17 protein-coding genes are annotated in these 26,681 nt (G+C 66.5%); 12 read left to right on the plus strand and 5 right to left on the minus strand.

What is annotated here, in order from left to right; genetic code table 11:
• Nucleotide 1 precedes the first annotated feature (1 nt).
• From FHG66_RS01525 to FHG66_RS01535, 3 genes are read right to left on the minus strand one after another with little or no spacing between them, the layout of a single operon-like run.
• Entirely contained in the window at nt 2-1,597 is a 1,596-nt protein-coding gene (locus FHG66_RS01525) for a carboxyl transferase domain-containing protein (protein ID WP_139074918.1), read from the minus strand.
• On the minus strand, nt 1,598-2,755 hold the full coding sequence (locus tag FHG66_RS01530) for an acyl-CoA dehydrogenase family protein (protein ID WP_139074919.1): 1,158 nt from the start codon (nt 2,753-2,755) through the stop codon (nt 1,598-1,600).
• A gap of 4 nt (nt 2,756-2,759) precedes the next feature.
• The gene (locus FHG66_RS01535) at nt 2,760-6,233 is read right to left on the minus strand and encodes an indolepyruvate ferredoxin oxidoreductase family protein (protein WP_139074920.1); all 3,474 of its coding nucleotides are present in this window, start codon (nt 6,231-6,233) and stop codon (nt 2,760-2,762) included.
• 261 nt (nt 6,234-6,494) lie between these two features.
• Between FHG66_RS01535 and FHG66_RS01540 the strand changes: the two genes are divergently transcribed.
• Nucleotides 6,495-7,568: an NAD(P)/FAD-dependent oxidoreductase gene (locus FHG66_RS01540; protein ID WP_139074921.1), complete on the plus strand. Its 1,074-nt coding sequence runs from the start codon at nt 6,495-6,497 to the stop codon at nt 7,566-7,568.
• A 39-nt stretch (nt 7,569-7,607) separates the two neighbouring features.
• Here the strand turns inward: FHG66_RS01540 and FHG66_RS01545 are convergent, their stop codons facing one another.
• Nucleotides 7,608-8,330: a transporter substrate-binding domain-containing protein gene (locus tag FHG66_RS01545; RefSeq protein WP_139074922.1), complete on the minus strand. Its 723-nt coding sequence runs from the start codon at nt 8,328-8,330 to the stop codon at nt 7,608-7,610.
• A gap of 118 nt (nt 8,331-8,448) precedes the next feature.
• On the minus strand, nt 8,449-9,051 hold the full coding sequence (locus tag FHG66_RS01550; protein ID WP_139074923.1) for a DUF1989 domain-containing protein: 603 nt from the start codon (nt 9,049-9,051) through the stop codon (nt 8,449-8,451).
• A gap of 410 nt (nt 9,052-9,461) precedes the next feature.
• Here FHG66_RS01550 and FHG66_RS01555 point away from each other — a divergent pair, with 410 nt between their 5' ends.
• The 11 genes from FHG66_RS01555 (at nt 9,462) to FHG66_RS01605 (ending at nt 26,258) form a co-directional block, all read left to right on the plus strand.
• Complete coding sequence (locus tag FHG66_RS01555) at nt 9,462-10,166, plus strand: heparin lyase I family protein (protein ID WP_176556075.1); 705 nt, start codon at nt 9,462-9,464, stop codon at nt 10,164-10,166.
• A gap of 188 nt (nt 10,167-10,354) precedes the next feature.
• A complete protein-coding gene (locus FHG66_RS01560; RefSeq protein ID WP_139074925.1) occupies nt 10,355-11,479 on the plus strand; it encodes a metallophosphoesterase family protein in 1,125 nt (374 codons plus the stop codon).
• Between the two features lie 3 nt (nt 11,480-11,482).
• A complete protein-coding gene (locus FHG66_RS01565; protein WP_139074926.1) occupies nt 11,483-14,116 on the plus strand; it encodes an AAA family ATPase in 2,634 nt (877 codons plus the stop codon).
• 355 nt (nt 14,117-14,471) lie between these two features.
• The gene (locus tag FHG66_RS01570) at nt 14,472-16,469 is read left to right on the plus strand and encodes a calcium-binding protein (protein ID WP_139074927.1); all 1,998 of its coding nucleotides are present in this window, start codon (nt 14,472-14,474) and stop codon (nt 16,467-16,469) included.
• Nucleotides 16,470-16,872: 403 nt separating this feature from the next.
• Complete coding sequence (locus tag FHG66_RS01575) at nt 16,873-18,042, plus strand: helix-turn-helix transcriptional regulator (protein WP_139074928.1); 1,170 nt, start codon at nt 16,873-16,875, stop codon at nt 18,040-18,042.
• Nucleotides 18,043-18,110: 68 nt separating this feature from the next.
• The gene (locus tag FHG66_RS01580) at nt 18,111-19,856 is read left to right on the plus strand and encodes a type I secretion system permease/ATPase (protein WP_139074929.1); all 1,746 of its coding nucleotides are present in this window, start codon (nt 18,111-18,113) and stop codon (nt 19,854-19,856) included.
• Nucleotides 19,853-21,262, plus strand: a complete 1,410-nt coding sequence (locus tag FHG66_RS01585; protein WP_139074930.1) for an HlyD family type I secretion periplasmic adaptor subunit — start codon at nt 19,853-19,855, stop codon at nt 21,260-21,262. Before FHG66_RS01580 ends, FHG66_RS01585 begins: the two co-directional genes overlap by 4 nt.
• Before the next feature lie 346 nt (nt 21,263-21,608).
• On the plus strand, nt 21,609-22,592 hold the full coding sequence (locus FHG66_RS01590; RefSeq protein WP_176556076.1) for an alpha/beta hydrolase: 984 nt from the start codon (nt 21,609-21,611) through the stop codon (nt 22,590-22,592).
• Nucleotides 22,593-23,188: 596 nt separating this feature from the next.
• Nucleotides 23,189-24,661: a UbiA family prenyltransferase gene (locus tag FHG66_RS01595; RefSeq protein WP_246082414.1), complete on the plus strand. Its 1,473-nt coding sequence runs from the start codon at nt 23,189-23,191 to the stop codon at nt 24,659-24,661.
• Nucleotides 24,658-25,902, plus strand: a complete 1,245-nt coding sequence (locus FHG66_RS01600; protein ID WP_176556077.1) for an ArnT family glycosyltransferase — start codon at nt 24,658-24,660, stop codon at nt 25,900-25,902. Before FHG66_RS01595 ends, FHG66_RS01600 begins: the two co-directional genes overlap by 4 nt.
• Nucleotides 25,899-26,258, plus strand: coding sequence for a hypothetical protein (locus FHG66_RS01605; protein WP_139074933.1), 360 nt, complete (start codon nt 25,899-25,901; stop codon nt 26,256-26,258). The genes FHG66_RS01600 and FHG66_RS01605 overlap by 4 nt, the downstream gene beginning before the upstream one ends.
• Nucleotides 26,259-26,681: the final 423 nt, after the last annotated feature.

Raw genomic sequence — 26,681 nt, forward strand, 5'->3', positions numbered from 1 at the left:
CTCACATCCGGAACACGCCGAACCGCGTCGGTTCAATCGGGGCATGGAGCGCGGCATGGAGAGACAGGGCCAGCACCTCGCGGGTCTTTCGCGGGTCGATGATGCCGTCGTCCCAAAGCCGGGCGGAGGCGTAGAGGGGGTGGCTCTGGCGGTCGAACATCTCCTGCGTCGGTCGCTTGAACTCGACCTCCTCCTCCGGGGACCACTGCCCACCCGCACGTTCGATCCCCTCGCGCCGCACGGTGGCCAGCACGGTCGCGGCCTGCTCGCCTCCCATCACGGAGACGCGGGAGTTGGGCCAGGTCCACAGGAAGCGGGGCGAATAGGCCCGCCCCGCCATGCCGTAGTTGCCTGCTCCGAAGGAGCTCCCGACGATGACGGTGACTTTCGGGACGGACGTGGTGGCCACGGCCGTCACCATCTTGGCCCCATGGCGCGCGATGCCCTCGTTCTCGGTGCGGCGGCCCACCATGAAGCCAGTGATGTTCTGAAGGAAAACGAGCGGGATTTGCCGTTGGGAGCAGAGTTCGATGAAGTGCGCGCCCTTCTGCGCAGCTTCGGAGAAGAGCACGCCGTTGTTCGCGACGACGCCCACCGGCTGGCCCATGACCTCTGCGAAGCCCGTCACCAACGTTTCGCCGAAGCGGGCCTTGAACTCGTCGAGCCGCGAGCCGTCCACGATCCGGGCGATCACCTCGCGGATGTCGTAGGGCGTGCGGAGGTCGGCGGGGACGATGCCCAGGATGTCCTCGGGATCATGGGCGGGGGCCTCGCCTGTCGGCAAGGGGCGCGCCGGACGATTGAGGCTGCGGACGGCGCGGCGGGCGAGCGCGAGGGCGTGCAGGTCATCCTCGGCCAGATAGTCCGCGACGCCCGACAGGCGGGTATGGACGTCGGCGCCGCCCAGGTCCTCAGCCGTGACGACCTCGCCGGTCGCGGCGCGCACCAGGGGCGGCCCGGCAAGGAAGATGGTCCCTTGGCCGCGGACGATGATGGACACGTCCGCCATGGCGGGAACGTAGGCCCCGCCCGCCGTGCAGGAGCCCATGACCGCGGCGATCTGGGGAATGCCCTTCGCGCTCATGCGGGATTGATTGTAGAAGATCCGTCCGAAATGATCGCGGTCGGGAAAGACCTCGTCCTGATTGGGCAGATTCGCGCCGCCGCTGTCCACGAGATAGACGCACGGCAGGTGACACTCCTCCGCGATCTCCTGGGCGCGGAGGTGCTTCTTGACGGTCATCGGGTAGTAGGTGCCGCCTTTCACGGTGGCGTCGTTGGCGACGACCATGACCTCGGTGCCATGGACCCGGCCGACCCCGGCGATCAGGCCGGCGCCGGGGGCGGCGTTGTCGTACATGCCATGCGCGGCCGTCGCGCCGACTTCAAGGAACGGGCTTCCGGCATCGAGAAGGTTGGCGATGCGGTCACGGGGGAGGAGCTTGCCGCGAGACGCATGACGCTGCCGCGCCGGTTCACCACCCCCTTGCGCGGCGAACTCGGCCGCTTGGCGGGCCTGTTCCAGCAGTGCCAGATGGGCCGCACGGTTGACCTTGAAGCTGTCGGACGAGGGCTGGACCTTGGTGGTGAGGCGCATTCAGGTCCCGATCAGCTCGCGTCCGATCAGCATGCGGCGGATCTCGCTCGTGCCCGCGCCGATCTCCATGAGCTTGGCGTCCCGGAAGAGACGGCTCACGACCGAGTCGCCGAGGAACCCCGCCCCGCCCAGGGCCTGCACCGCCTGATGGGCCTGCACCATCGCTTGCTCGGAGGAGTAGAGCACGCAGGCGGCGGCGTCGGCTCGGGTCACGCGGCCCTGGTCGCAGGCGCGGGCGACCTGGTAGGTGTAGGCACGGGCAGTGGACAGCGCGACGTGCATGTCCGCCACCTTGGCCTGCACGAGTTGGAACGACCCGATGGGCTGGCCGAACTGGTGGCGTTCGCGCACATAAGGGATCACCTCATCAAGGCAGGCCTGCATGATGCCGAGCCCGATGCCCGCCAGGACCACCCGCTCATAGTCGAGGCCCGACATCAGGACGCGCACGCCCCAGTTCACCTCGCCCAAGACATTGGCGGCGGGAACCTCGCAATCCTTAAATCCCAGTTCTCCGGTGTTGGAGCCGCGCATGCCGAGCTTGTCGAGATGCGGACCCTGGACGAAGCCGGGGGTGCCCCGTTCCACCAGGAAGGCGGTGATGCCCTTGGAGCCCGCATCGGGGTCGGTCTTGGCATAGACGATCACCACATCGGCCTCGGGGCCATTGGTGATCCAGTATTTCGCCCCATTGAGGACGAAGACGTCGCCACGCCGTTCGGCCCGCGTCGTCATGCCCAGGACGTCAGAGCCCGCCCCGGTTTCAGACATGGCGAGCGCGCCGACCTTGCTCCCGGCCACCAGGTCGGGAAGAAAGCGCGCCTTCTGCGCGGGCGAGCCGTTCAACGCGATCTGGTTCACGCAAAGGTTGGAATGCGCCCCGTAGGACAAGGCGACCGAGGCCGAGGCGCGGGCGATCTCCTCCACGGCGACGACATGGGCAAGGTAGCCCAAGCCCGTGCCGCCGTACTCATCGGACACCGTGAGGCCCAAGAGGCCGAGGCTGCCCATCTCGGACCAAAGCTCGGACGGGAAGATGTTCCGGCGGTCGATCCCGGCCGCCATGGGCCTGAGGCGTTCCTGAGCCCAGCGGTGGACAAGGTCGCGCAGCGCGGCAAGGTCGCCGTCCTGCTCGAACTGAAGGGCGGGTGCGTTCATCTGGTCATTCCGCCGCCATGGCCTGCGTGGTGGTCGGCGGCTCGGCCCCGCGCTCCCATGTCGTCAGAAGCTGCGCACGGCGCTGCGCGGCGGCCTTCATCGCGGCGGCCCTGACCGGGCCGTAGCCCCGGACCTCATTGGCAAGGTCAAGAAGCGCCAAGGCCGCGGGCGCGTTGCGGTCGTCCAGCCGGGCCAGCACCCGCTCCACATCCCCTTCGTAGTCGCGCAGGAAAGCGCGTTCGGCGCGGCGTTCGCTGGTACGGCCGAAAGGGTCAAACGGTGTGCCGCGCAGACGTCGCATCTGCGCCAGAGCCCGAAGGACCGGAAGGATGCGCGGACCGAACTCCCGCTTCTCGGGCCGGCCTCCGGCGCCGGGCTTGGCAAGGCCGGGTGGCGCGAGGTTCAGGGCGATCCGGTAGTCGCCCTCGAACGCCTCATCGAGTCCCTTGCGGAAGGAGGGATCGGTCAGCAGCCGGGCGACCTCGTATTCGTCCTTGGGGGCGAGCAGGCGGGCGTAGCCGGTGGCGACCGACCGGGCGATCCTGCGCGCGATGTCGCTGTCCGAGAGACGCCCAGCTGCCGCCTGCACGCGGCCCATCAACTCCGCGTAGCGCCGGGCCAGCCCCTTGCCTTGGTAGGCCGTCAGATGCGCCTGACGGTGCGCGACCAGCTCGCGCAGGCTCATCTCCTCCATGGCGCGTCCCGAGGGCTTGGCCTGCGGGAGCCGCGCGGGGTCATGAGCCATAACGCGGCCCCAGGCGAAGGCATCAAGGTTGGCCTGCACCGCCACTCCGTTGAGCCGGATCGCGGCCTCGATGGCGTCATGGCTGACCGGCAGCAGGCCCATCTGCCAAGCATAGCCCAACATCAGGATGTTGGACGCGATTTCGTCCCCTGCTACGGCAAGGCCCGCCGCCGTGAAGTCGTGGACGTGAGGCGGCTCGCGCAGGTGGCTCGCGAGCATTGCCCCCACCTCCTGCGTGCGGAAGTCGAAATCGCGCTGGCGGACAAAGTAGGCCACAGGAGTCATGTGGGTGTTCACCACGCCCGCCGTCCGTTCCGGATCACAGAGCACGGCAGCCTCTTTGGAGACTGCGACCACCGCATCCGCGGCCAGCAGCACGTCCGCGCCTCCGGTGACGATGCGTGGTTCGGTCGGCGCAGCCGCGGGGGGGCCGATCCGGATGTGACTGAGTACCGCACCGCCCTTCTGCGCCAGCCCCGCCATGTCGAGCACCATGGGGCTCAACCCTTCGATATGCGCCGCCATGCCCAGGATCGCCCCGATGGTGAGGACGCCCGTGCCACCCACACCCGCAACGGCGATGTTCCAGGGCCGGTCGATCGACGGTCGAGCGGGTTCGGGCAGGTGGCTGGTGTCGGGGCGCTCCCTGGCCGCAAGGCGGCGGGGCTGGCCACCGCGCACGGTGACGAACGAAGGACAAAATCCCTTGAGGCAGGAATAATCCTTGTTGCAGGACGACTGATTGATGCGTCGCTTGCGGCCCATCTCGGTTTCCAGCGGCTCGACCGCGACGCAGTTCGATTGCACCGAGCAATCCCCGCAGCCCTCGCAAACCTCCGGGCTGATCCAGAGGCGCATGTCGGGGTCATCCAGGGTCCCGCGCTTGCGGCGTCGCCGCTTCTCGGCCGCGCAGGTCTGGACATAGACGATGGCGGTCACGCCCGGCACCTCGCGCAGATCGCGCATGACGTCGTCCAGCCGGTCGCGATGCTGAACCGACGTGCCGGGTGCAAGGGTTTCGGGCAGGTAGGCTTCCGGGTGATCGGACAGCAGGCGGATGTCGCGGATGCCTTCGTCGTGGAGCATCCGGGTCATCAACTCGGGCGTCAGCAGCCCATCGACCTTCTGCCCCCCGGTCATTGCCACCGCGTCGTTGTAAAGGAGCTTGTACGTGATGTTCGCGGCCGCCGCGACCGACTGCCGGATCGCGAGGTGCCCCGAATGAAAGAAGGTGCCGTCGCCCAGGTTGACGAAGCGGTGCCCTTCGTCGGTGTAGCGGGACAGCGCGGTCCAGGGGACCCCCTCCCCGCCCATCTGGGTGAAGGTCTCGGTGCTGCGGTCCATCCACTGGACCATGTAATGACAGCCGACCCCCGCCAGAGCCACCGAGCCCTCGGGCACCTTGGTCGAGGTGTTGTGAGGACAGCCCGCGCAGTAGTAGGGCGTACGGAGCACTGGGGGCTGGTGCGCGGTCATCGCCCGCTCGATCCCCTCCAGCCGCTCGACGCGCTCGAGGATCCGTGCCTTCAAGTCGTCCGGCACTCCGTTTGCCACAAGGCGGTCCACGATGGCTCGGGCCACCTCGGCGACCGTCAGCCCCGCCGACAGGTGCAAGAAGGGCCGGTCCATGTGGTCGAACTTGCCCACGATCCGGGGCCTTACGTCCGCCCGCCAGTTGAAGAGCTGCTGCTTTATCTGGTGCTCGATGATCTCGCGCCGTTCCTCGACGACCAGCACCTCCTCGAGGCCCTTGGAGAAGTCGCGGATCCCCTCGGGTTCGAGAGGCCAAGGCATGCGGACCTTGTAGATGCGGACGCCGATGCGGTGCAACTCCCGCTCTGCCAAGCCCAACTCTTGAAGGGCCTGTCCCACATCCTCGTAGGCCTTGCCCGAGGCCACGATGCCGAAACGCGCGCCCGGCGTATCAAAGGTCACTTCGTCGACCCGGTTGGCGCGGGCAAAAGCGCGGGCCGCGTACCCCTTGTGCTCCTGAAGGCGTTCGTCTTGGACGAGCGGGGGGTCAGGCCAGCGGATGTTGAGCCCGCCCTGCGGAACATGGAAGTCTGGCAGCACGAATTCGCGCCGTTCCTGCGCAAGGTCCACGACGGCGGTGGTTTCCACGGTTTCGGAGATGACCTTGAAGCCGACCCAGCAGCCCGAATACCGCGACATGGCGATGCCGAGGAGGCCCAGTCCAAGGAACTCGTGCACCGAGGAGGGATACAGGACCGGCATGATCGCCGAAATGAAGGCGTGGTCCGACTGATGCGGGATCGAGGACGACTTGGCCGTGTGGTCGTCCCCCGCGATGGCGAGGACGCCGCCATGCCGAGAGGTTCCGGCGGCGTTGGCGTGCTTGAACACGTCACCCGAGCGGTCCACCCCCGGCCCCTTGCCGTACCAAAGGCCAAGCACGCCGTCCTTGTTGGCCTTCCGCGACAGCGGTACCTGCTGGCTGCCCCAGACGGCAGTGGCGGCAAGGTCCTCGTTCAGTCCGGGCTGAAAGGTGATGTCCAGCGGATCGAGGAAGCGGCGCGCTGCCAGAAGTTGCTGGTCATAGCCGCCCAGGGGTGAGCCCCGGTAGCCCGAGATGAAGGTGGCGGTGCAGAGCCCTGCCGCACGGTCGCGCCGCATCTGGGCCATGGGCAGACGCACAAGCGCCTGGGTTCCTGTCAAGAAGACCCGGCCGTCCTCGGCGCGATACTTGTCATCGAGCGTGATGGCGGCGGTCATCGACGCCTCGGGGGCGCCACGTCGCGACACCTGCGGCAACTTCGTGCCATGCGGGCCTTCCCTCCCACCCGGCGGCGGAGCCAGCCGGATCCCTCAAGGGTAAAACGCCCAAGGAATAGGCAGGTTCCTCTGGCTCCGGGATCGTGACGCCACGGCATGAGGCTTGGTGGATCTAGGGGTCCAGGCAGATCTCGGAACCCTTGATCCCGGCCAGTCGCGCAGGCATGAAGCCGGACCGGCATCGGCGACAGGAGCACGGCAATGCCAACGGGTCCCGAAGTGATCGTAGTGGGCGGTGGAATCATTGGCGCCTCCGTCGCGTGGCATCTCGTGCGGGGCGGTGCACGGGTGACCATCGTCGAGGGAGGCGAGACAGGCGGCTTGGCCACGCCCAGATCCTGGGCCTGGATCAACGCGAGTTGGGGCCACCCAGAGGACTACGTCCGCCTCCGCATGCAGTCCATGGAGGACTGGCGGCGTCTCGATGGGATCGTTCCAGGACTGGAGGTCGACTGGTGCGGTGGGCTCGTCTGGGACCTGGCCGACGACGAGCTTCGGGCCTTTGTAGCCGAGCGGCAGGCGCAGGGCTACGACATCCGCCTCGTAGACGGGGCCGAGGCCGCCGCGTTGGAGCCCGCGCTCGCCAGGCCGCCAGCGCTCGCGGCCCACTCCCCCGCCGAAGGTGCCATCGAGCCTCTGGAAGCGACCCGGAGCATCCTGGACGATGCGGAGCGGCGTGGAGCCACCCTGGCCGTAGGCCAGCCTGTCGACCGTCTCCTGACGACTGGCGGTGATGTCGTGGGCGTGCAGCTTGCGGACGGGAGCAAGATCGGCGCGGATCGGGTGGTTCTGGCTGCCGGAACGGCGACCGTGCAATTGGCTGCGCAGGTCGGCGCCGATGTGCCGGTGGATGATCCGGCGGGCCTCCTCGTCTCCACAGAAGCCGTGCCGCCCCTCCTGAATGGTCTGGTAGTCGGGCCGGGGCTGGAATTGCGCCAACTCCGGGACGGGCGCCTCCTGGGCTCGGGCCACTATGCGGGAAGCGATCCGGGCACCGACCCCGACGCTGTCGCGGCGGATCTCCTCCAGGCCATCCGGAACGGGGTAAAGGGCGGGGATAGCCTGCGCATGCACAGCTACACCATCGGTCATCGTCCGGTGCCGCGCGACGGCCTACCCATCGTGGGTTCCGTCGCGCCGGGGTTGCATGTGGCGGTGACCCATTCGGGCGTGACCCTCGCCCCCGTGATCGGCCGGACCGTGGCAGAGGAGATCCTGAGGGGGCGCCGCGACCCGATCATCGCCCCCTTCGGGCCGGAGCGGTTCGCAACCTGATCGGATGGGCGGGGCTGTGCAGCCCCGCCCTCGCACGGATCAGTAGCTCGGGGCCCCTTCGCCGAACCATTTGGCGAGAAGCGCGTTCAGCGAGCCGTCCTGCTTCATGGCCGTGATGGCGTCGTCGAAGGTCTGCTTGAGCTCCTGGTCGCTTTCGCGAACACCCATGCCGATGCCGCCGCCGAGCGGGACCGGCTCGCCGATGAAGGTGAGCTCGCCCCCGGAGGCCTCGACAATCGGCGCGAGGTAGTCGGTGTCGCCGAAGGCCGCATCCGCCTCGCCGCTGCGGACGGCGGCGATGGTCTCGTCCTGAGTCGCGAACTCAAGGAGCGTGGCCCCAGATTCAGCCACAAAGCTCGCCTGGAGCGTGGTGGATTGCGCCGCGACCGTCGCGGCCGTCACGTCGATGTCGGCTGACAGGCCGATATAGCTCGACGGGGTAGGCGGAATGTAATCCTGTGTGAAGTCGATGACCTCGTCGCGCTCCGGCGTGATGCTCATGCCGGCCAGAATCGTGTCGTAGTTGCCCGATGCGAGGTTGGGGATGATGGAGTCCCACTCGTTCGTGACCCACTCGCAGGTGAGCTGGGCGCGGACGCAGAGCTCGTTCCCAAGCTCGATCTCGAAGCCATCGACCTCGCCCTGGTCATTGATGAAGTTGTAGGGGGGGTAGCCGCCTTCGGTCCCCAAGCGGACCACGTCCTGGGCGACCGCACCGCCAGCGGCGAGCGCCAAGGCCGAGGCGAGGCAAAGCTTTCTCATCGTCACGTCTCCGGGTTCGTTGCGCTCTCCATCAGAACGGCAACGCCAGCGGACCTCAAGGGTTCACCCGAGATGGGCGCCAGTAACCCTGCGTGTCGGGCCAGGTTGTCCCGTGCGGTCAGGTCAGCACCTCATAATGCGCCTCGACCGGGCGGCAGTCCGCGCCATTGATGGGTATCATGTCCTGCGGGCAGGCGGACATTGCCACGACGCAGTCCATCACGGCTCTCAGCACGACAGCATCACCGGGCTTGCTCAGCGGCTCGCCCCAGGTGATCCGGCCATCGGGGGCCACCGGGATGTTCATCCACAAATTCAGCGGCGATGGACACTCGTCAGAGCGGAGGCCGATCTGGCGCAGGGCGGCATGCAGGTTGTCCGTGCAGTTGTCGTGATAGTCCCGACAGCCCAGAAGAGCGTAGCGATGCACGTCGCAAGCGGCGATCACCGTGTCGTGGCGGCCAGGCGACGTGTCCTCCTCCAGAATGAGGATCGGACGGCGGCGGTTGGTGAAAAGCGGCTCGCCCCGGACCGGGAAGATGCTCCCCAAGGTAGCATGCAGGTGCTCCATCGACATGAACTCGCCCATGTCCGCGGCATTGAAGCACCAGGTGTCCACGACCTGCGTGCCATGCGTGTTGACGATCCGGATCGCCTGCCCCGCCTGCAGACGAACCGCCCGCCCTTGCCGGGCCGGGATGACCTGAAGTACGTTCGTCATGCCCTGCTCTCCTTCTGCTGGCCTTCGGCACTGTCGGCGGGTGGCCTGCCTTGGGTCAAGTCCGGGTGGCCTTCACCTTGCCGCGGTCATGGGCGGGGTTGCCGCAACAGGGGCGCCGACGCCTCGGGAATGGGCCGGATGGAAACCGGCCCGGCCATCGCGGTTACCCGAACCGGTCCGGGACTCAGCCAAGTGCCGCCGAACTCAGGGCGTCAGGGCCGTTGCAGCCTTGGCACGGCCGCCTGTCGGCAGGGTTCCCCGCTCCTGCGGGAGATGCCCGACTTGAAATCCACTGCAGCGCAGCAGACCTCTGGTCCAACCAGGCGACGGTCGCCCAAGGCCCGACCGCCTTTGTCGGCATGCCCTTCGGTGCCGCATCGACCGTCCGTCAAAGACAAGGAACCCGAACCGTGAAGATCAAAGACATCTCCTATCCCGGCATGGCGGGCTACATCCAGGTCGCCGCGACCGAGGACGACGACACGCAGGGCCGGTACCAGCGTGGCGTCTTCTTCGGGCGGCAGGCCGAGCGCTTCGAACTGCGCGCCGGCGACCATTGGCAGGGGCCTCGCTCATCGGATGCGAGGAAGAACCGCGAACGGGTGGAGTTCCGCGACGAGACGATGGTCCGGGTGTCGCGCCGGGCAGACTGGTTCCGGCAGTCGTGGGATATTCTGATCCACTCCGCCGAATATACGGAGATGTCGCCCAAGCAGACCCATGGGCAGGTCTTCGACGAGAAGAACCGCTATCCCATCCTGTTCATGCGCCGAGAGAACGGCGTGCAGGAGATCCTGGTCAATTCCAAGTACAAGGACGGTCCGGCCGGGGTGCGGCTGCCCGTGCCGTTCGTCGTGAATGCCTGGAACTGGTACGCACTCGATGTTCTGCCGCGTCCCGGCGAGAACGCAGCGGCCTTCCGGCTGTCGCATAACGGCGTGCTGGTGGCAGAGATGACGAACATCTCGCTTATCGAGGATGACGCCGACTACCTGTATTGGAAGCACGGCGTCTATCGGTCGGGCATGGAGGCCTGGGACGAAGCCAACCCCGGCGTCCGCGCGCCGACGCTGGTGTCCTACTACTCCCGCGTGGCTCGGGTCGAGCTTTACTGAGGCAACATCACGCTCGGGCTAGCCGGGGCAGTCGTCTCTCCCCTCCACCTGTTTACGGGCGCAGGATGAATTGGTCGTCCCCAGCGCGGAGTGGGCGATCTCGGGTCCGTGATCGTTCCACCCCTGTTCCAACTCTGTCATGACGGACCCAAGCCGACTATCGTGCCCCGAGTCTCGAGGAGCCGCGCTTGTCCTTTCGCTTCATCCACACGGCCGACTGGCAGGTCGGCAAACCCTTCGCCCATGTCGCGGGCGACTCGGGAGCCGAGTTGCGGAGCCAGCGGATCAGGACGGTTCAGCGCATCGCCGAACTCGCGACCCGCAAAGGCGTCGATGCAGTGCTTGTGGCAGGGGACGCCTTCGACAGCAACGAAGTGGCGGACAAGACCATCTATCGCACGGTCGAGGCGCTCAAGCCGTTTGGCGGCACTTGGGTCTTCCTGCCGGGCAACCATGATGCGGCCTTGGCACACAGCGTGTGGACGCGGGCCAGGACCATGGGCCTGCCGTCGAACATCGTGATCGCCGACCGGCCCGAGCCCATCGACCGCTGGGACGGCCGCGCGACCGTGCTGCCCGCGCCTCTCCGCCGGCGCCGCGAGGTCGTGGACCAGACCGACTGGTTCGACGACGCCCCCTCGCCCGACGGGAGCTGCCGGATCGGCCTGGCCCACGGCAGCGTCGCGGGACGGCTTCCCGACAAGGGCGACTCGGCCAACGAGATCCGCGATGATCGGGCCGAACGGGCGCGGCTCTGTTATCTCGCCTTGGGCGACTGGCATGGGGCGCTCCGAATTGCGCCGCGCACCTGGTACGCAGGAGCCCCCGAGCCTGACCGCCACAAGGCCAATGACGCTGGGAACGTGCATCTCGTGGCCATCGACGGTTTGGGCGCCCCCGAACGGATCGAAACGATTCCCGTCGGCCACTTCGCCTGGACCCGGCTGTCGGTGGAACTCCTGGGCCGCTGCGACAAGGCGATCCAGGCGCTCGAGTCGCTGGAGGCCGACCCCCGCGCCTGCGTGGTTGCGCTCAGTCTGAGGGGCAGCGTGACCCTGTCGGAACGCAACCGGCTCGAACGGGCGCTGGCACAGTGGGAGGCACGGCTCCATCACCTCGACGTGGACATGAGCGGCCTTGTGGATGACCCGTCGGCGGATGACCTGGACGCCCTGGACACGGCGGGGTTCGTGCGCCTTGCCGTGGATCGCCTCCGGGCCAAGGCGCAGGACCCGGCCGACCCCGAACAGGCCGCGGCGCGGATGGCGCTTCGCATGATCTACCTCGACCACCTCCGCAATCGGGAGGGCTGAGCGATGCAGCTGCGGCGGATCGAGGTGCGGGACTTCCGCAAGCTCCAGCATGTCGTGGTGGAGGATCTCCGGGACGGGCTCAACGTCGTGGTGGGCGACAACGAGGCAGGGAAGTCCACCCTGCTCGCCGCCCTGCGCACGGTGCTGTTCGAACGCCATCGGATCGGCGGCAAGGTGGCGCAGGGCATGATGCCCTTCGGCCAGACCGTCCGACCCGAAATCCGGCTCGACTTCGACCTGGGCGGCGAACGGTGGCGGCTCCGCAAGGCCTTCTGCCAGAAGCCGGAAGCCGAGCTGGAAGGCTCGCGCGAGCGCCTGACCGGCGATGCGGTCGAAGAACGGCTGGCCGAGCTCCTGGGCTTCACGCCGCCGGGCGCGGGCGGCTCCAAGCCCGCCGAGCACCAAGGGGCCTACGGGCTCCTTTGGGTCCAGCAGGGCACCGCGCACGAGTCGCTGGGCGTGGGTGCGGGGCGCGACTCCATCGCCTCGGCGCTGGAGACCGAGGTCGGGCAGGTGCTTGGCGGGGAACGCGGACGCGCGCTACTGTCGGCCGCCGAAAAGCGACGGCAGGACTTCTGGACGAAGTTGGACAAGCCACGGGGGGCCTGGAAGGACCTGCGAGACGAGGTGGAGGCGCTGGAGACCGAACGGGCTGAGTTGGTCCGCCGCTTCGAGGCTCATGACGGCAAGGTGAGCGAACTGGCGTCGCGGCAGGACGCCCTGGCCCGCCATGCCCATGAGGACTCGTTGGGCCAGGCCCAGCGAGATCTGGGCGCGGCGCGGAGGGCCATGGCCGAGGCGGAGCGCCTCGACCAGGGTCTGCGCGAGGCAGAAACCCGGGGCAAGCTGGCCAGTGCGGCGCGCGATGCGGCCCTGGACCGCCGGAATGCGCGACTGGCGCTGATCCGCCGCGCCGAGGAGGCAGCCCGCGCCTGGAACCACGCCCAGGTGGAGAGTCGAAGCGTGGCTGGCCTCCTTGCCGCGCAGGCAGCCGCGTCTGAAAAACAAGCGCAGCGCTTGCGCGGGCTTCGGGAGGAGCTGGTCAGCGCTGGAGCGCAGGTGGGCCATCTGGAGCAGGCTCTCCGTCGCGGACGGGCCCGAGAGGACTTGCGCCGGTTGGAAACGCAGCTGTCCGGAGCCGAGGAAGCCGACCGTCTTCGGCGCGAGGCCCTGAACGTGGTGCGGTCGATCCGCATCACGCCTGCAACCCTGCGCGAGATCGAGGGATTGCAGCAGAGGCTCGACCGCGCGACGGCGCAGCGGCAGGCCGCCAGCGTACGGATCGACTTCACGCCCGAGCAGGGCCGCAGAGCTCAGGTCGATGGCAGGGCGCATGATCCGGCGACACCTGTCTGGCTGTCGCAGGACAGTGACCTGACGCTTGAGGGCTATGGACGCCTGCGCGTCCACCCAGGCGGTGGGGCGCGTGACCTGGTCCAGCAGTCCGAAGAAGCCGAGCGCGTCCTCATGGAACGCCTGCATGCCGACGGCGTGGCCGATCTGGCCCAGGCGCGGTCCGAACTTCAGCGCAGGCTTGCCGGCGAGCAGGAGGCCCAAGCCCAGCTGCGCCTTATCGAGGCCTTGGCCCCCCAGGGACTTGATGCTCTGCGGCAGGAGGTGGAAAGCCAGCGTGCGCTTCTCGCGCAGCCCAACGCCGATCCGAACTTATCGACAAAGGCAAGCAGCGAAGCGGCGCTGGACGCGGCCCGGCTAACGCAGCGGTCGGCGTCCCAGGCGGTCGAAGCGGCAGAAGCCGAAGCGGGGCAAGCCGAAGCCACACGGGTCGCGACGGATCGGGAGCTTGCGACCTTGGAAGGACGTGCAGCCGGACTTGCGCGGGACAACGAGGCGCTGGCTCGTGAACTGATCGAGGTCAGAAGCGCGGCGGCTGACGAGGCGCTGGACCGGGTCTTGGGCCAGGCCGAAGCCGAGCTCCGCGAGGCCCAAGCCGAGGTCGCGCGGGCTCGCGCCGCCCTGGACGCCTCGGACCCCGAGATCGTGCGCTTGGAGTTGCGCCGCGCCGAGAAGGCGGAGGAAGCGATCCGCGCCGACATCGACCGGCTGACCCGCGGGAAGCGCGATCTGGAGGTCGAACTGAGCGCCCTGGGACGGGAAGGCGTTGGCGAGGCGCTAGCGGAGGCGGAAGGCAAGCTTGAACTCAGGCGCAGGCAACTGCTGGAGCGTGGGCACGAGGCTGAAGCATCGCGCCTGCTGCATGAGGCGCTGACAGGCGCTCAACGGGAGAGCAAGGACCGCTGGCTCGGCCCCGTGAGGGAGCGCGTGCGGCCGTATCTTCGTATCCTTCAGCCCGACGCGGACGTGGTGTTGAACGAGACGACGCTCGAGATCGAAGGCTTTCGCCGCGGCGATCGCGAGGAAGCCTTCCACGATCTCAGCATCGGCGCACGGGAGCAGGTTGCCGTCATCACACGGCTGGCTCTGGCCGACATCCTGCGCGGCTCGAACCGGCCATCGGCGGTGATCCTGGACGACGCGCTGGTCAACACCGACGAGGGGCGGCTCGCCCGGATGCATCTCGTGCTCCATAAGGCGGCCGAGAACCTGCAGGTGCTGGTCCTGACCTGCCGCGAGCGCGATTTCCGGCAACTCGGAGCGCCAGTGACGCGCATCCGCTAGGCCACGGCGCGATCAAAAAGCGCCTGGCCGGATCGATTGGGCGTCTCCTCAGCCGGTTCGCCCGGCCCGGTTACTCGTCCGTTCGATCTGCCCCTGCTCCGCGATGCTCGGCAGATGGCCAGGAAAACCCATCCTTCAGGTTCCCGATGGTCGATCGGGCCACGTTGCATCGCTCGATCATGGGTCGCCCGAGCCAATTGGACTTTGGTTCAACGTTCGACGATCCCCTCCAAATGAGGGTAGCAGCATTCCGACCCGGCAGGCAAATCTTTGCCTGTCCCGTGCTTGAACGACATGGATCCATAAATCCACCGAGATCAGGACGGCGGGCAGGTGCTCTAATGGGGGTTTAGTAATGCCAATCAATTTTAATGCCATTCCCGGTCCTATCGCGGCCGGCACGGCGGACTCGGACCTGATCGATCTCAACAAGCCCCGTTGGTCGGGCGTTGATCGCGCCAAGGGCTTTGCCGAGAACGACACCATTATCGGCAACAACAACGCTAATGCCATTCTCGGCATGGCTGGAGCCGACTTCATTGTTGGCTTGGGCGGCGACGACCTGCTGAGCGGCGGCGCCGGCAATGACGCCATCGACGGCGGCCTTGGCAATGACCAGATCGATCTGGGCAGCGGCCACGACGCAGCCAGCGGGGGCGCCGGAGACGATGTCGTCGAGGGCGGACTCGGAAACGACCTGATCTTCGGCGGATCCGGGGACGACTCCCTGTCCGGTGACGAAGGGGCCGACGCGATCGCGGGCGGCAGCGGCGACGACTTCATCGCCGGTGGGTCCGGCAACGACTGCCTGGCCGGTCAGGCCGGCGAGGACGCCATCCGCGGTGGCACGGGCGACGATGACATCACCGGCGGCGCGGGCGACGACGACCTTCGGGGCGAAGACGGCAACGACGTCATTGCCGGCAACGCCGGTCAGGACTTCATCTCGGGCGGCTTGGGTGACGACGTCCTCGTGGGCGGCGGCGCTCATGACGCGCTCTATGGCGGTAGCGGCAACGACGACCTGTTCGGCGGGTCCGAGGCTGACTTCCTGCAGGGCGGCAATGGCGACGACGCCATCGTGGGCGGGACCGGCAACGACAACATCCGCGGCGGGGCCGACGACGACGAGCTGTTCGGCAACAGCGGGGACGACCGGATCGTCGGCAACGACAACGAAGACTGCATCGAAGGCGGCGCCGGCGACGACTCCATCTGGGGCGACAACGACGACGGGCAGGCCTCCGAAGGGAACGCGTCGGATGAGATCGACGGCGGAACCGGGAACGACACCATCTACGCCGGCGAGGATGCCGACGAGGTGGATGGCGGCGCGGGCAACGACGTGATCTCGGGCGGCACGGGCGACGACCTGCTCGGCGGCAACTCGGGCGATGACTCGGTCTACGGCGATGCGGGCACGGACCGGATCACCGGAGGCACGGGCGACGATATGGTCCGCGGCGGCGACGGCACCGATTACGTCGAAGGCAACGCGGGCAGCGACACGGTCTGCGGCGACGCCGGGGACGACTACTTGCGCGGCGGTGATGACAATGACCTCGTCCGTGGCGGCACCGGCAACGACCAGCTCGAAGGCAATGCCGGCAACGACAACCTCGCCGGCCAGGATGGCGCGGACCTCGTGCTGGGGAACGAGGGCAACGACGTCCTCACCGGCGGACTTGGTATGGACGTGCTGGTTGGTGGCACCGGGAATGACGCCCTGTTCGGCAACAAGCACTCGGACATCCTGATCGGCGGCCAAGGCGACGACACCCTCACCGGCGGCGGCGACGCGGACGAATTCGTCTTCGGCTATGTCCTGGACGGCGTGGCCATTCCGAGCTTCGGCGATGACACCGTCACCGACTTCGATGTGGACAATGGCGACAGCATCGTCTTCCACACCGTCTTCGAGGGACAGCTGAGCGCCGTCATCGACGGGGACGATGTAGTCATCACGGCGGCCGGCGGCGGCACCGTGCGGATTGAGGACTTGGTCAACGAACTGGATGGCCTCGACATCTTTGCCGGTGGCGGCATTCCGGGCGGCAGCTCGGGTGGCACCAGCCTGATCGACTTCCTGACCGACGACGGCGAAGGCAAGGGCATCATCGAGTTCGAGGACGTGGCCGTCACGCCCGTCGACTGGCAGATCCCCACCCCGAGTGTGGACTGCGAGGAGCCCGAGCAGCCCGATGAGGTCTGCGTGGTCGATCTGGAAGGCCGCTTCGGCGACACGCTGATCTTTGCGGAAGAGGACGTCTTCGCCGGTGCCGCGATCGACACCGACAGCAACGTCTACATCAGCAATGGCGACCTTTACATCGATCTGCAGTCCGATCTCTGATCAGGCCGCCTGCCCCTGATCGCACACGACCACATCGCCGCCCCAGCAACGGGGCGGCGTTTTTCTCTTCCGGTCAAGGCCAATAGAGACAGAACTAAGGCAATTCAGTGGCAGCAAGCGTCTGCGCACTGGCCTAGCGGGTGAAGCATCGAGCCCTGTGGGAACCCCTAACGACCAGTGGGTGCTTGGATGACCGGTCGTGGATAAGGGCTGGTTCAATGAGGACTTATCAAAGATCAGCCGAGGCGGGGCGCCTCCCGGCCTTTGCGGCCTCCAACGTATGGCAAACCCGACTTGGGCAACATTCTGCCTGAATTGTACCCAAACAGGGGCAGAAGTGTGACCGACATGGCGCGACCTTGGGCTCGCTTGCTGTTCAGGTCACGCAACAAGGAACCTCTTGATGGTTGCCATCCCCGCTACGAACGAGGTTTTTCAGCACAAGGACGCAGAACTCCTGGCCCAAGCGGCCAAGCTTCCCTTCGCCGCCATCGGGTCCGTTTCACCCGGTCAGCAAGGGTACATCAAGCTTAGGTTTGGCATCGGGCTTCCTCTTGAGAACCGGACGACGCAGATCCCCACGGGCGAGATCGCAGCCTTGGTGAAACGGCTGGTCGCCGCCTCGGCCGCAGCGGAGCGGGACCGCGCCGATCCGGAGATCATACTGGAGCCTGTCGAAGATTCGGACAGGACGCTGGCCTGGCTCAAATCCGACCGTTGTCTGATCGCCGCGTGGTTTCCTCTCCTGGGAACCACTCCCTTTGTGACCCTGGTCGGCCCTGCAGTCGGAGCAACCTTTCCGCGCTGGCAACGCGAGTTGGCCCGCCTGACGCTGATGCAGGAAAGCGAGCGGATGGCCGGAGCCCAAAGCACGGCACCGGAACGGGACATCCTCGATGCCATCCTGAACCGCCTGACCATCCCCATCGCTCTCGTGGATCGGAACGGCCGATCCGTCTATGCCAACTCCGCGGCCGACCGGGAGTTTGGATCCGGTGGCATCCTGACCCTTCATGAAGGCCGCATCGTGGCCCGATCGGCAGAGGTGGGTAAACGGCTTCAGCAAGCTGTCCGGGCAGCCACGGACGGCGGGGCCCGCCGGTCACATGTCGTGCTGCTTTCCGGCGATGACGAGGAAAGCCGGCTCCCGCAAAGAGCCGTCGTGGTGACCCCGGTGCCAGCCCTGCGCGATCTGGCGTTGGTCGTCTGCGCGAACCGGCCCCAGGATGGTGCGACGCTCAAGATGATGCTGTCCGAACTGGGGCTGACCCCGACCGAGCAGCGCTTGGCCTCGCGCCTCATCCATGGGGACTGCCTGGACGACGCGGCCGAGCAGATCAACGTGAAGCTGTCCACCGCGCGCAGCTACCTGCGCAGCATCTTCGACAAGACGGGGGCGTCGCGGCAAAGCCAGCTGGTCGCCATGGCGCTTTCCCTGACGCCCCCTACCACGCTTTCGGAGTCGCCCGATTGTAATGGGGCTAAACCCTCGCGAATTACCGCGAGGACCGGAATGGAACAACCCATGATGATGAGCGGCGATCAGCCCCGGCGTTTCCTTCAGCAAGGCTGATCGCCTGCTCACTGCAATTCATCGATCCCTCTCCATTTCCCGAACGCCCCATTCCAGGAGTTTTTCGAATGTTCCGGAAATCAGAGTCAACGGTCTTATCCGGCAGCGAGGAACTGCGCGCCACGCTCCGGCAAAGCCGCGGTCTGTTTTGGCTTGTTGCCCTGTTCAGCGTTTTCGTCAACGCGCTCGTCCTTACCGGCCCCCTTTACATGATGAACGTGTATGACCGGGTGCTGGGATCGCGGTCGATCGAGACGCTGGTCGCTCTGACGGGCATCGCAGCATTCCTGTACGGGATCATGGCCCTGCTCGACGTCGTGCGCGGACGCGTCCTGAGCCGGATCGCCTCGCGGTTCGAGGCCATGCTGTCCGAACGGACCTTCGTGGCCGCGTTGCGCGCCAACTCCATGGGTCGCAGCCGAAAGGAAGCCGCCAGCGCGCTCAGGGATTTGGAAGCGGTCCGTCGCCTCATCGGCTCGCCGGTCGTATCGGCGCTGTTCGACCTGCCCTTCGCGCCGCTGTTCTTCGTGGCGATCATGCTGTTCCATCCCTGGATGGGCCTTCTGGCCGTTGGGGGCGCTGTGATGCTCCTCGGGCTCGCCGTGCTCAATCAGACCATGTCCCGCAAGCCGCTCGCCGATGCGACGGCGGCCGCCATGAAGGCCGAGGCTGCAGGCAACCAGATACGGCAGGAATCCGACCTTGTGCATTCCCTTGGGATGCGCGGAGCCGCCGTGGATCGCTGGCGCGCGGCGCGCGACCGATCCCTCCGCACCAGCGCCGTGGCAGGCGAGGTCAGCAGCAGCATAAACGCGCTGATCAAGGCGTTCCGGCTGTTCCTGCAGTCCGCCATGCTGGGCCTTGGGGCCTATCTCGTGTTGCACGACAATCTGACGCCGGGCGTGATGATGGCGGGCTCGATCCTGCTCGGGCGGGCGTTGGCGCCCATCGAACTGGTCGTCAGCCAGTCCGCCGTCCTCCAGCGGGCCCGCGAGGGCTGGGGCAACCTGGCCACGCTGTTCGACGCCGCTCCGTCCGAAGCGCTGCGAACCGCCCTGCCCCGCCCCAAGGGCCGCCTAGAGGTCGAGCAGGTGACGGTTATCCCCCCGGGGGAGCAGGCGGCGGTGCTGCGGATGATCAGCTTCTCGGTGGAGCCGGGCCAAGCGGTCGGGGTGGTGGGCACCTCGGGCGCAGGCAAGTCGACGCTGGCCCGGGCCCTGACGGGGACGTGGCGTCCTGCCGCGGGCAAGATCCGCCTCAATGGGGCTGCGCTGGACCAGTACGATGCCGACGTGCTTGGCCACTATGTCGGGTACCTGCCCCAGCAGGTGACCCTGTTCGAAGGCACCATCAAGGAGAACATCGCCCGCCTTTCGCCCGAGCCGGACGACGCTCTCGTGGTGCGGGCGGCGCAGCGGGCTGGGGCCCACGAGATGATCCTCGGGCTGCCCCAGGGGTATGACACACGAATCACGGTTGGCGGCGGCCGCCTTTCGGGGGGGCAGATCCAGCGCATCGGCTTGGCGCGGGCCCTGTACGGCGACCCTGTCCTGCTGATCCTGGACGAGCCCAATTCCAATCTCGACAATGACGGCTCCGCCGCGCTCAACGGAGCGATCCGTACCATGAAGGCGGAAGGGGCCTGCGTCCTCATCATGGCGCATCGTCCCGCTGCGCTTCGCGAGTGCGACCTGATCCTGATGCTCGACAAGGGCGCGCGCCGCGCCTTTGGTCCGCGCGACGAGGTGATGCGCGAGCTGGTCGTCAACCACACCGACGTCCTGCGGGCCAGCGGGACAGGAGGACTCTCATGACCGTCGTTCCCAATCCAGGCCGGGGCGACTTTACGCCCCCTCGCCCGATTGCGCCGCCACGATCCCTGCCGGTTCACCGGCCGCCCACCCGGCCGCAGCGCCAGCCAGCCGAGATCAAGCGGGACTGGCCGGTGCGCGGCCCTGCCCTGGCCGGCCTCCTCGCCTTGGGACTGTTGCTGGGCGGCTTCGGCAGTTGGTCCGTGATGGCCGACATCAGTGGCGCGGTAGTCGCGAGCGGCCGCATGGAGGTGGAGCGGAACCGGCAGGTCGTGCAGCATCCGGATGGCGGGGTCGTGGCCGAGATCGCCGTTCGCGAAGGCGACGGGGTCGAAGCGGGCGATCTGCTGATCCGACTCGACTCCGACGAGATCCGCTCCGAGCTGTCCATCGTCGAGGGTCAGCTGTTCGAGATCCTTGCCCGTCGCGCCCGGTCCGAGGCCGAACGGGACTCGGCCCGCGAGATCGCATTCCCCGACATTCTGGCGCGGAGCGACAACCCGGTTGCTGCCGAACTCATGGAGGGCCAGCGGCGCCTGCACGAGGCGCGCATGGAATCCGAGACCTGGCAACGCGAGCAGTTGCACCGTCAGCGGGATCAGCTGGAAAGCCAGATACAGGGGATCGAGGCGCAGCGGGCCGCCTTGGAGCGCCAGCAGGCCCTTATCGACGACGAGGTCGCCAATCAGGAGTTGCTGCTCAGCCAGGGCCTGACCCAAAACGCGCGCGTCCTGGCTCTCCGCCGCGAGCAGGCGAGCCTTGCCGGCCGGATCGGCGAGGCGGCCGCCATGACGGCCGAAACGAGGAACCGGATCATCGAGCTCGACATCGAGGTCCGCCGGTTGGAGACGGTCCGCCGAGAGGAGGCGATCTCCTATTTGCGGGATCTTCAGTTCAACGAGATCGAGCTGACCGAGCGTCGGTCGATGCTCATGTCCCGGCTCGACAATCTCGAGATCCGGGCGTCGGTCTCTGGCGTTGTTCATGGCATGACGGTCTTTGCGCCTCGGTCGGTGCTCCAGCCGGCCGAAGCCGTCCTGTACATCGTCCCTCAGGATCGCCCCCTGGTCATCACGGCCCAGGTGCCGCCCCGCGATGTCGATCAGGTCCATGTCGGCCAGGAGGTGGTGCTCCGGTTTCCGAGCTTCGACAAGCGCAGCACGCCCGAGTTGTTCGGCCATGTCGTGCAGGTGTCCGCCGATGCCTTCGCCGACGAGGCCTCGGGAACCACCTACTACCGCACGGAGGTCGCCCTGAACGACGGCGAGGTTCAGCGGCTGGATCCAGACATGCATATTCTTCCGGGCATGCCCGTCGAGGCCTTTATCGCGACGCAGACGCGCAGCCCCCTGAGCTATCTCACGAAGCCCTTCACGGATTACCTGGTTCGGGTGTTCCGCGACTCCTGAGCCCTCGACCGCGGCCCTCGCCAAGCCTGGCCATCCGCTGTCAGCAGGAGGGGCTCTCGGATCAGAGGACCGGGATGGCGCCGACTCGAACGCCCTGAGAAGCCCCGGAATCCATAGACGGTCATCGGGCCGCTGCGGCAAGGGGAGCCGTTGGCTCCCCAGGCTGGCTGGCCCGGTGTGCTGGATTGGGCTGTGACGACCGGCGTTCACCTTCTGCCAGGGGCGGGCAGTCCTGCGAGGGGCTCCTAGACCGTTGGGACTGACCGCCTGCGATGAGGTCGGATCTGGACATGTGGGGCGGATGCAGCCGTCGCCTCAGCCCTCGGAGCTAGAAAGGGACTATTCGATGCATCCCGCCCAGTCGTCGATCACCCGTCGCGCCGCTCTCACGGCTGGCGCAGGCCTCCTTGCGGCTCCGGTTCTTGCGCAGCCTGTCTGCGACCTTGGTCTGCCCGGTCATGTGGAGGGTCCGCATGTCTGGCGAGACTATGACCAGGACGAGCTTGATGCGGCGTATAACCAGGAGTTCTACCAGCCCCATACCGAGGCGGTGAATTCGCGCCTCTCGGCGCTCAGCTTCGATCTGCGCGTCCGGCGGGGCTACCCGGAGCGCGTGGCCTATGGCGAGGGCGCGGACGAGGCCATGGACATCTACAAGGCACCACAGGCAGGCGGGCCCGTCTTCGTCTTCTTGCATGGCGGGATCTGGCTCTATCTGGACGCCAGCCTGGCGGGGTTCGCGGCCGAGATGTTCCTGGACCGAGGAGCGCATTTCATCGCGCTCGACTTCTCGCCCGTGAATGAACTCGGCGGTGACCTGGGCCGGATGGCCGATCAGGTGCAGCGCGGTATCGCTTGGGTGGCGCGGAACGCCGCAACCTTCGGAGGCGACCCGTCGCGGATCTTCATCGGGGGGCACTCCTCGGGCGGGCACTTGGCAGGCGTGGCCATGACGACCGACTGGAGAGAGTTCGGATTGCCCTCGGACGCCGTGAAGGGCGGGCTCCTCATGAGCGGGATCTACGACCTGGAGCCTGTCCGGCTGTCCTGGCGAAAGGCCTACATCGCCTTCACCGACGCGATGGTGGACGCCATGAGCCCGCAGCGCCATCTCGACCGGATCAACGCGCCGGTGGTGGTCTCCCACGGCACCCTGGAAACGCCCGAGTTCCAGCGCCAGGCCCAAGATTTCGCCAACGCGCTCAAGGCCGCCGGCAAGCCCGTGCAGCTCGTTGTGGGACGTGACTACTTTCACCAGGACATGTGGGAGACGCTGGGCAACCCCTATGGCCCGAACGGCCGCGCGGCGCTCGCATTGATGGGGCTCTAGCCTCGCTGCAACGCAGACCCGTCCTAGTCAGTGTCGTCCGATCGTGCCGTAGGCTTGGCCGAACCGTGCACGGGTCGAACCTTTCCACACGCTCGAGTCGCAGCAGCGAAGCAGCCCGGCCCATACAGCAAAGAAGTGGCTCATCCCTCCATTTGAGGTTATTTGCGGGCTTTAGGCCGCTTCATCCTGTTCTTGGCCATCGGAGGCTCACCGCTCCCCCGGGCGAAGGAGCATGGAGCGCGGGCTTCAGTGCGCTCTTCCGGTGGCCACCCTTGCCGTCTGACTGCCTCAGAGGGTCAGGAGCCTCGAGCCGGACGGGGACGAAGATCCATGGTCCTGGCACGTCAAGGCAAGGCTCAAGGGCCAAGCTTCCCCAAAATGGAAACGACAGCCCGGTCGCAAGCATCGGACACGACTGCAGCCAGCAGGACCGCGCCAGCAGTCATCGAAGCAGGTCGCGATTGCAGATCTGGCGCCCGCAACGGCAGGCCGATTGCTGTTGCCTGACTTGCCTGCTTGGGCGATGATCAACCCTGAAAATGGGGTCCCACTGGATTAAGCTTTGCGTTGCCTCTCTCTACTGAGGGTTGAGTTACATGGCGTATATGGTTGGCTTTGACGTTTCCCCGGCACTAAGTTCGCCCGAAAGCAATGATCCCGGCATTCTGGTCGTCGATCTGGACGGCACTCTGACTCGATCAGACCTCCTCTACGAGACATTCTGGACTGCACTGTCAAAGCATTGGGGCAATGTGATTCCGGTGTGCCGCGCCCTGATGGGCGGCAAAGCCCATCTCAAGCGCCAGTTGTTCGAACTCAGCGCATTCAGCGTCAAATCCTTGCCGTACAACGAGGATGTCGTCTCCTACATCCAACGCTGGCGCCAGCGTGGCGGGCGCACGGCCCTGGTATCGGCTTCGGATCAGGCCGTGGTGGCGGCGGTGGCGGCGCATCTCGGCCTGTTCGATGAAGTCCACGGCTCTGATGGGATCACCAACCTCAAAGGTCCGCAAAAGGCCGACTTCCTGGTGAGGCGCTTTCCTCAGGGCTTCACCTACATGGGCGATACCCATGCCGATTACGCCATATGGCAACGGGCCACGCGCGCCGTCACCGTGGACGCGCCCGACACCCTGCGACGGAGGGTCGAGGATCTGACCTGTGAGGCCGAGCACCTCCGCACGCGGGGTAGCCATGCCCGTCCGCTCGTCAGGGCTCTACGGCCGCATCAGTGGGTCAAGAATGTCCTGGTCTTTCTGCCCATGCTGGCAGCCCACCAGTTCGACCTCGTCACGATCGGGCAGGCCCTACTGGCGGCCGTCGCGTTCAGCCTGATCGCGTCAAGCGTATACATCCTGAACGATCTTCTGGATCTCGCCTCGGACCGGGCGCATCCCAGAAAGCGGGCACGGCCCTTCGCATCGGGAGCGCTGCCGCTCTTCTACGGAACGCTCCTCGCTCCGGGGTTGCTGGTGGCTGGGTTGGCGATCTCGCTCGTTCTCGGGTGGACCTTCGTCCTTGTCATGCTGGGCTATTACGTCACGACCGTCCTTTATTCCTTCGATCTCAAGCGACGGATCGTCATCGACATCTGCGTGTTGGCAGGTCTCTACACGTTGCGGATCATCGCGGGGGCCGTCGCGACCGGCATACCTCTTTCGATGTGGCTCCTCGGCTTCTCGATCTTCTTCTTCTTCGCTTTGGCAGCGATGAAGCGGCAGGCCGAACTCGTCAGCGGCGCCGCGTCGGGCGAGGTCAAGGCGCATGGTCGCGGCTACACCGTCGGCGACCTGCCATTCGTGGCGAACATGGCCGTGTCGTCGGGCTATGTCTCGGTCCTCATCCTGGCTTTTTACCTCGAATCCGATGACGTGCAGGTTCTCTACTCCACGCCGTCCGTGCTTTCGGGGGTTTGCCTCGTCCTCCTCTACTGGCTGAGCCGCATGGTCATGGTGACCCATCGGGGCTGGATGCATGACGACCCCGTGGTATTCGCGGCCCGCGACCCGAACAGCCTGGCCTGCGCCGGGATCATCGTCGCCTGCGCGGTCCTGGGGACGATGCTGTGACGCAGCGCCTGCAGGATCCTCTTCTGGCGATCCTTGTCCTGGGGCTTTTGCTCAGGCTGGCTTGGGCCCTGCTGATCCCAGTGGAGCCGGTGTCCGACAGCGCCGCTTATGACACGCTGGCCCGCAACATCGTGGAGCATGGAGTCTTCGGCTTCCGTCCCGACGAGCCAAGTGCCTATTGGGCTGTCGGCGCGTCAGCGTTGGCGGCTGCGACCTACACGATCCTGGGCGACAGCTATTGGGGCATCGTGACGCTGAACATCGTCGCGGCGCTAGTCACCGCGGCTTTCGTCGAACGGCTCGGCACTCGATACTTCGGGCGGATCGCGGGTCTTTGCGCCGCCTGCACGATTGCGCTGTGGCCGAACCTGATCCTGTTCACCACCATCCTGTCGAGCGAACTCTACTTCATCCTGTTCACCGTGGCCGGGCTATGGTTCTGGAGCCGAGGTGATGAAACTCGATGGACGGATATCGTTCTGGCTGGGGTTTGCTGGGCGGCAGCCTGCTACATGCGGCCGATCATCCTGCTGTTTCCAGTGGCGCTCCTGATCTCGGCAATTCCGGGTGGACCGAGGCGGTTCCTGCGGGCTGGGGCGAACTGCGCCGTGGCCATGGCGGTGATCCTGGCCCTCGTGGCGCCTTGGACATACCGGAATTTTCAGGTTTTCGGGGAGCCGGTCCTGATGTCCACCAATTTCGGGGCCAACTTCTGGATGGGGAACAACCCCGAAAGCGAGGGGGACTACATGCCGCTCCCGGCCTGGACGGAGGGGATGGGAGAGGTCGAGCGGTCCGACGCCCTGCTGGAACAGGCCAAGAACCACATTCGCTCCGAGCCAGGCACCTTCGTGCGCCGCACGATCGAGAAGGCGTTGCTCATGCACTCCTGGGAGAGCATCGGCGTGGCTTGGAACGAGCCGGGCATCACGTCCCGGCTCGGCGCGGCGGCTCTCCTGCCCCTCAAGCTCTTGCTGACCGGCTACTGGTTCGTCGTCCTGGGCCTTGCCTTGGCGGGTTTTGTCATGCTGCTCTCCCGGGAGGGTGTTCGCGGGCTCTTCCACCCCGTTGTCGCGGGTTGGGCCTACTTCACGGCAATTCATGCCATCGTTGTTGCCGGGGACCGGTACCATATGCCATCCGTCCCGTTCATGGCCCTACTTGCCGGGCTAGCCCTGGCGCAATTGGCCACTCGGCCGGCCGTCACCCGATTTCGAGCCTTCGGAGGCCTAAGCCGATGACCCATTGGTTCCTCATCCTCATGGCAGCGGCGGCGAATGTCGTCCTCAACCTGAGCCTCAGGCAGACCGCGAAGGCCTTCACGCCTGGCCAACCGCGCGAGATGCTGGCCAGCGTTCTCCTCTCACCCTGGGTTTGGATCTCGGTGCTGAGTGGCACGATCCTTATCGGAACCTTCGTGACGGCGATCCGGAGCTTTCCGCTAAGCCTCACCTATACGGCCATCACCGCGACCGCGATGGTCGCGCTGACCCTGGTCGGGGTGTTGATGGAGTATGAAACCGTCAACTTCGGTCGCGCGGTCGGATTGGCCCTGATCGTCACAGGTCTCGTGGTTTCGGCGATGGCGACGACCTGAGCCGTTGTTTGTAGGTACAATGACCTGTTCGCCTCCAAACCTTCCGGGATTGACCCAGCAGCCTGTTGGGCAAGGCGCGTCGCTGCGCTCACCGTTGCTTCAAGGCTTGGCCACGACGGTCCAGGCTCGGGCAATCTGCCCGCGAGCCGGCGTGCTGTGATGAAAGCCCCTGAATGGCCGGCCTACTGCGCTGACGGTATCTTCGTTGCGGCCGTAGTGCCTCCGGGCCTCGCAGAGCTCCCGCTGCCCAGCCTCGGGCAACCTAGCTGGAACAGGACAGGGGTAGCGAAGTCGATGGGTGAACGGATCAACCGGCAGCCTCAGGTTCGCCACTGCTGGGCACGAATCGCTTCGCTATCGCTCAGGAACTCCACGACTCCAACCTTAGGACTACCCAACGGAGTAGCGGCTGCAGGATCATGC

This window comes from Rubellimicrobium rubrum (assembly GCF_006152115.1).
Lineage (GTDB): Bacteria > Pseudomonadota > Alphaproteobacteria > Rhodobacterales > Rhodobacteraceae > Rubellimicrobium > Rubellimicrobium rubrum.

What these genes read in the sequence shown, in the direction of transcription:
- FHG66_RS01605 (WP_139074933.1), top strand. Translation starts at nt 25,899, where the DNA reads ATGACCCATTGGTTCCTCATCCTCATGGCAGCGGCGGCGAATGTCGTC.
- FHG66_RS01585 (WP_139074930.1), top strand. Translation starts at nt 19,853, where the DNA reads ATGACCGTCGTTCCCAATCCAGGCCGGGGCGACTTTACGCCCCCTCGC.
- FHG66_RS01575 (WP_139074928.1), top strand. Translation starts at nt 16,873, where the DNA reads ATGGTTGCCATCCCCGCTACGAACGAGGTTTTTCAGCACAAGGACGCA.
- FHG66_RS01565 (WP_139074926.1), top strand. Translation starts at nt 11,483, where the DNA reads ATGCAGCTGCGGCGGATCGAGGTGCGGGACTTCCGCAAGCTCCAGCAT.
- FHG66_RS01540 (WP_139074921.1), top strand. Translation starts at nt 6,495, where the DNA reads ATGCCAACGGGTCCCGAAGTGATCGTAGTGGGCGGTGGAATCATTGGC.
- FHG66_RS01535 (WP_139074920.1), bottom strand. Translation starts at nt 6,233, where the DNA reads ATGACCGCCGCCATCACGCTCGATGACAAGTATCGCGCCGAGGACGGC.
- FHG66_RS01595 (WP_246082414.1), top strand. Translation starts at nt 23,189, where the DNA reads ATGGCGTATATGGTTGGCTTTGACGTTTCCCCGGCACTAAGTTCGCCC.
- FHG66_RS01530 (WP_139074919.1), bottom strand. Translation starts at nt 2,755, where the DNA reads ATGAACGCACCCGCCCTTCAGTTCGAGCAGGACGGCGACCTTGCCGCG.
- FHG66_RS01570 (WP_139074927.1), top strand. Translation starts at nt 14,472, where the DNA reads ATGCCAATCAATTTTAATGCCATTCCCGGTCCTATCGCGGCCGGCACG.
- FHG66_RS01545 (WP_139074922.1), bottom strand. Translation starts at nt 8,330, where the DNA reads ATGAGAAAGCTTTGCCTCGCCTCGGCCTTGGCGCTCGCCGCTGGCGGT.
- FHG66_RS01580 (WP_139074929.1), top strand. Translation starts at nt 18,111, where the DNA reads ATGTTCCGGAAATCAGAGTCAACGGTCTTATCCGGCAGCGAGGAACTG.
- FHG66_RS01525 (WP_139074918.1), bottom strand. Translation starts at nt 1,597, where the DNA reads ATGCGCCTCACCACCAAGGTCCAGCCCTCGTCCGACAGCTTCAAGGTC.
- FHG66_RS01590 (WP_176556076.1), top strand. Translation starts at nt 21,609, where the DNA reads ATGCATCCCGCCCAGTCGTCGATCACCCGTCGCGCCGCTCTCACGGCT.
- FHG66_RS01550 (WP_139074923.1), bottom strand. Translation starts at nt 9,051, where the DNA reads ATGACGAACGTACTTCAGGTCATCCCGGCCCGGCAAGGGCGGGCGGTT.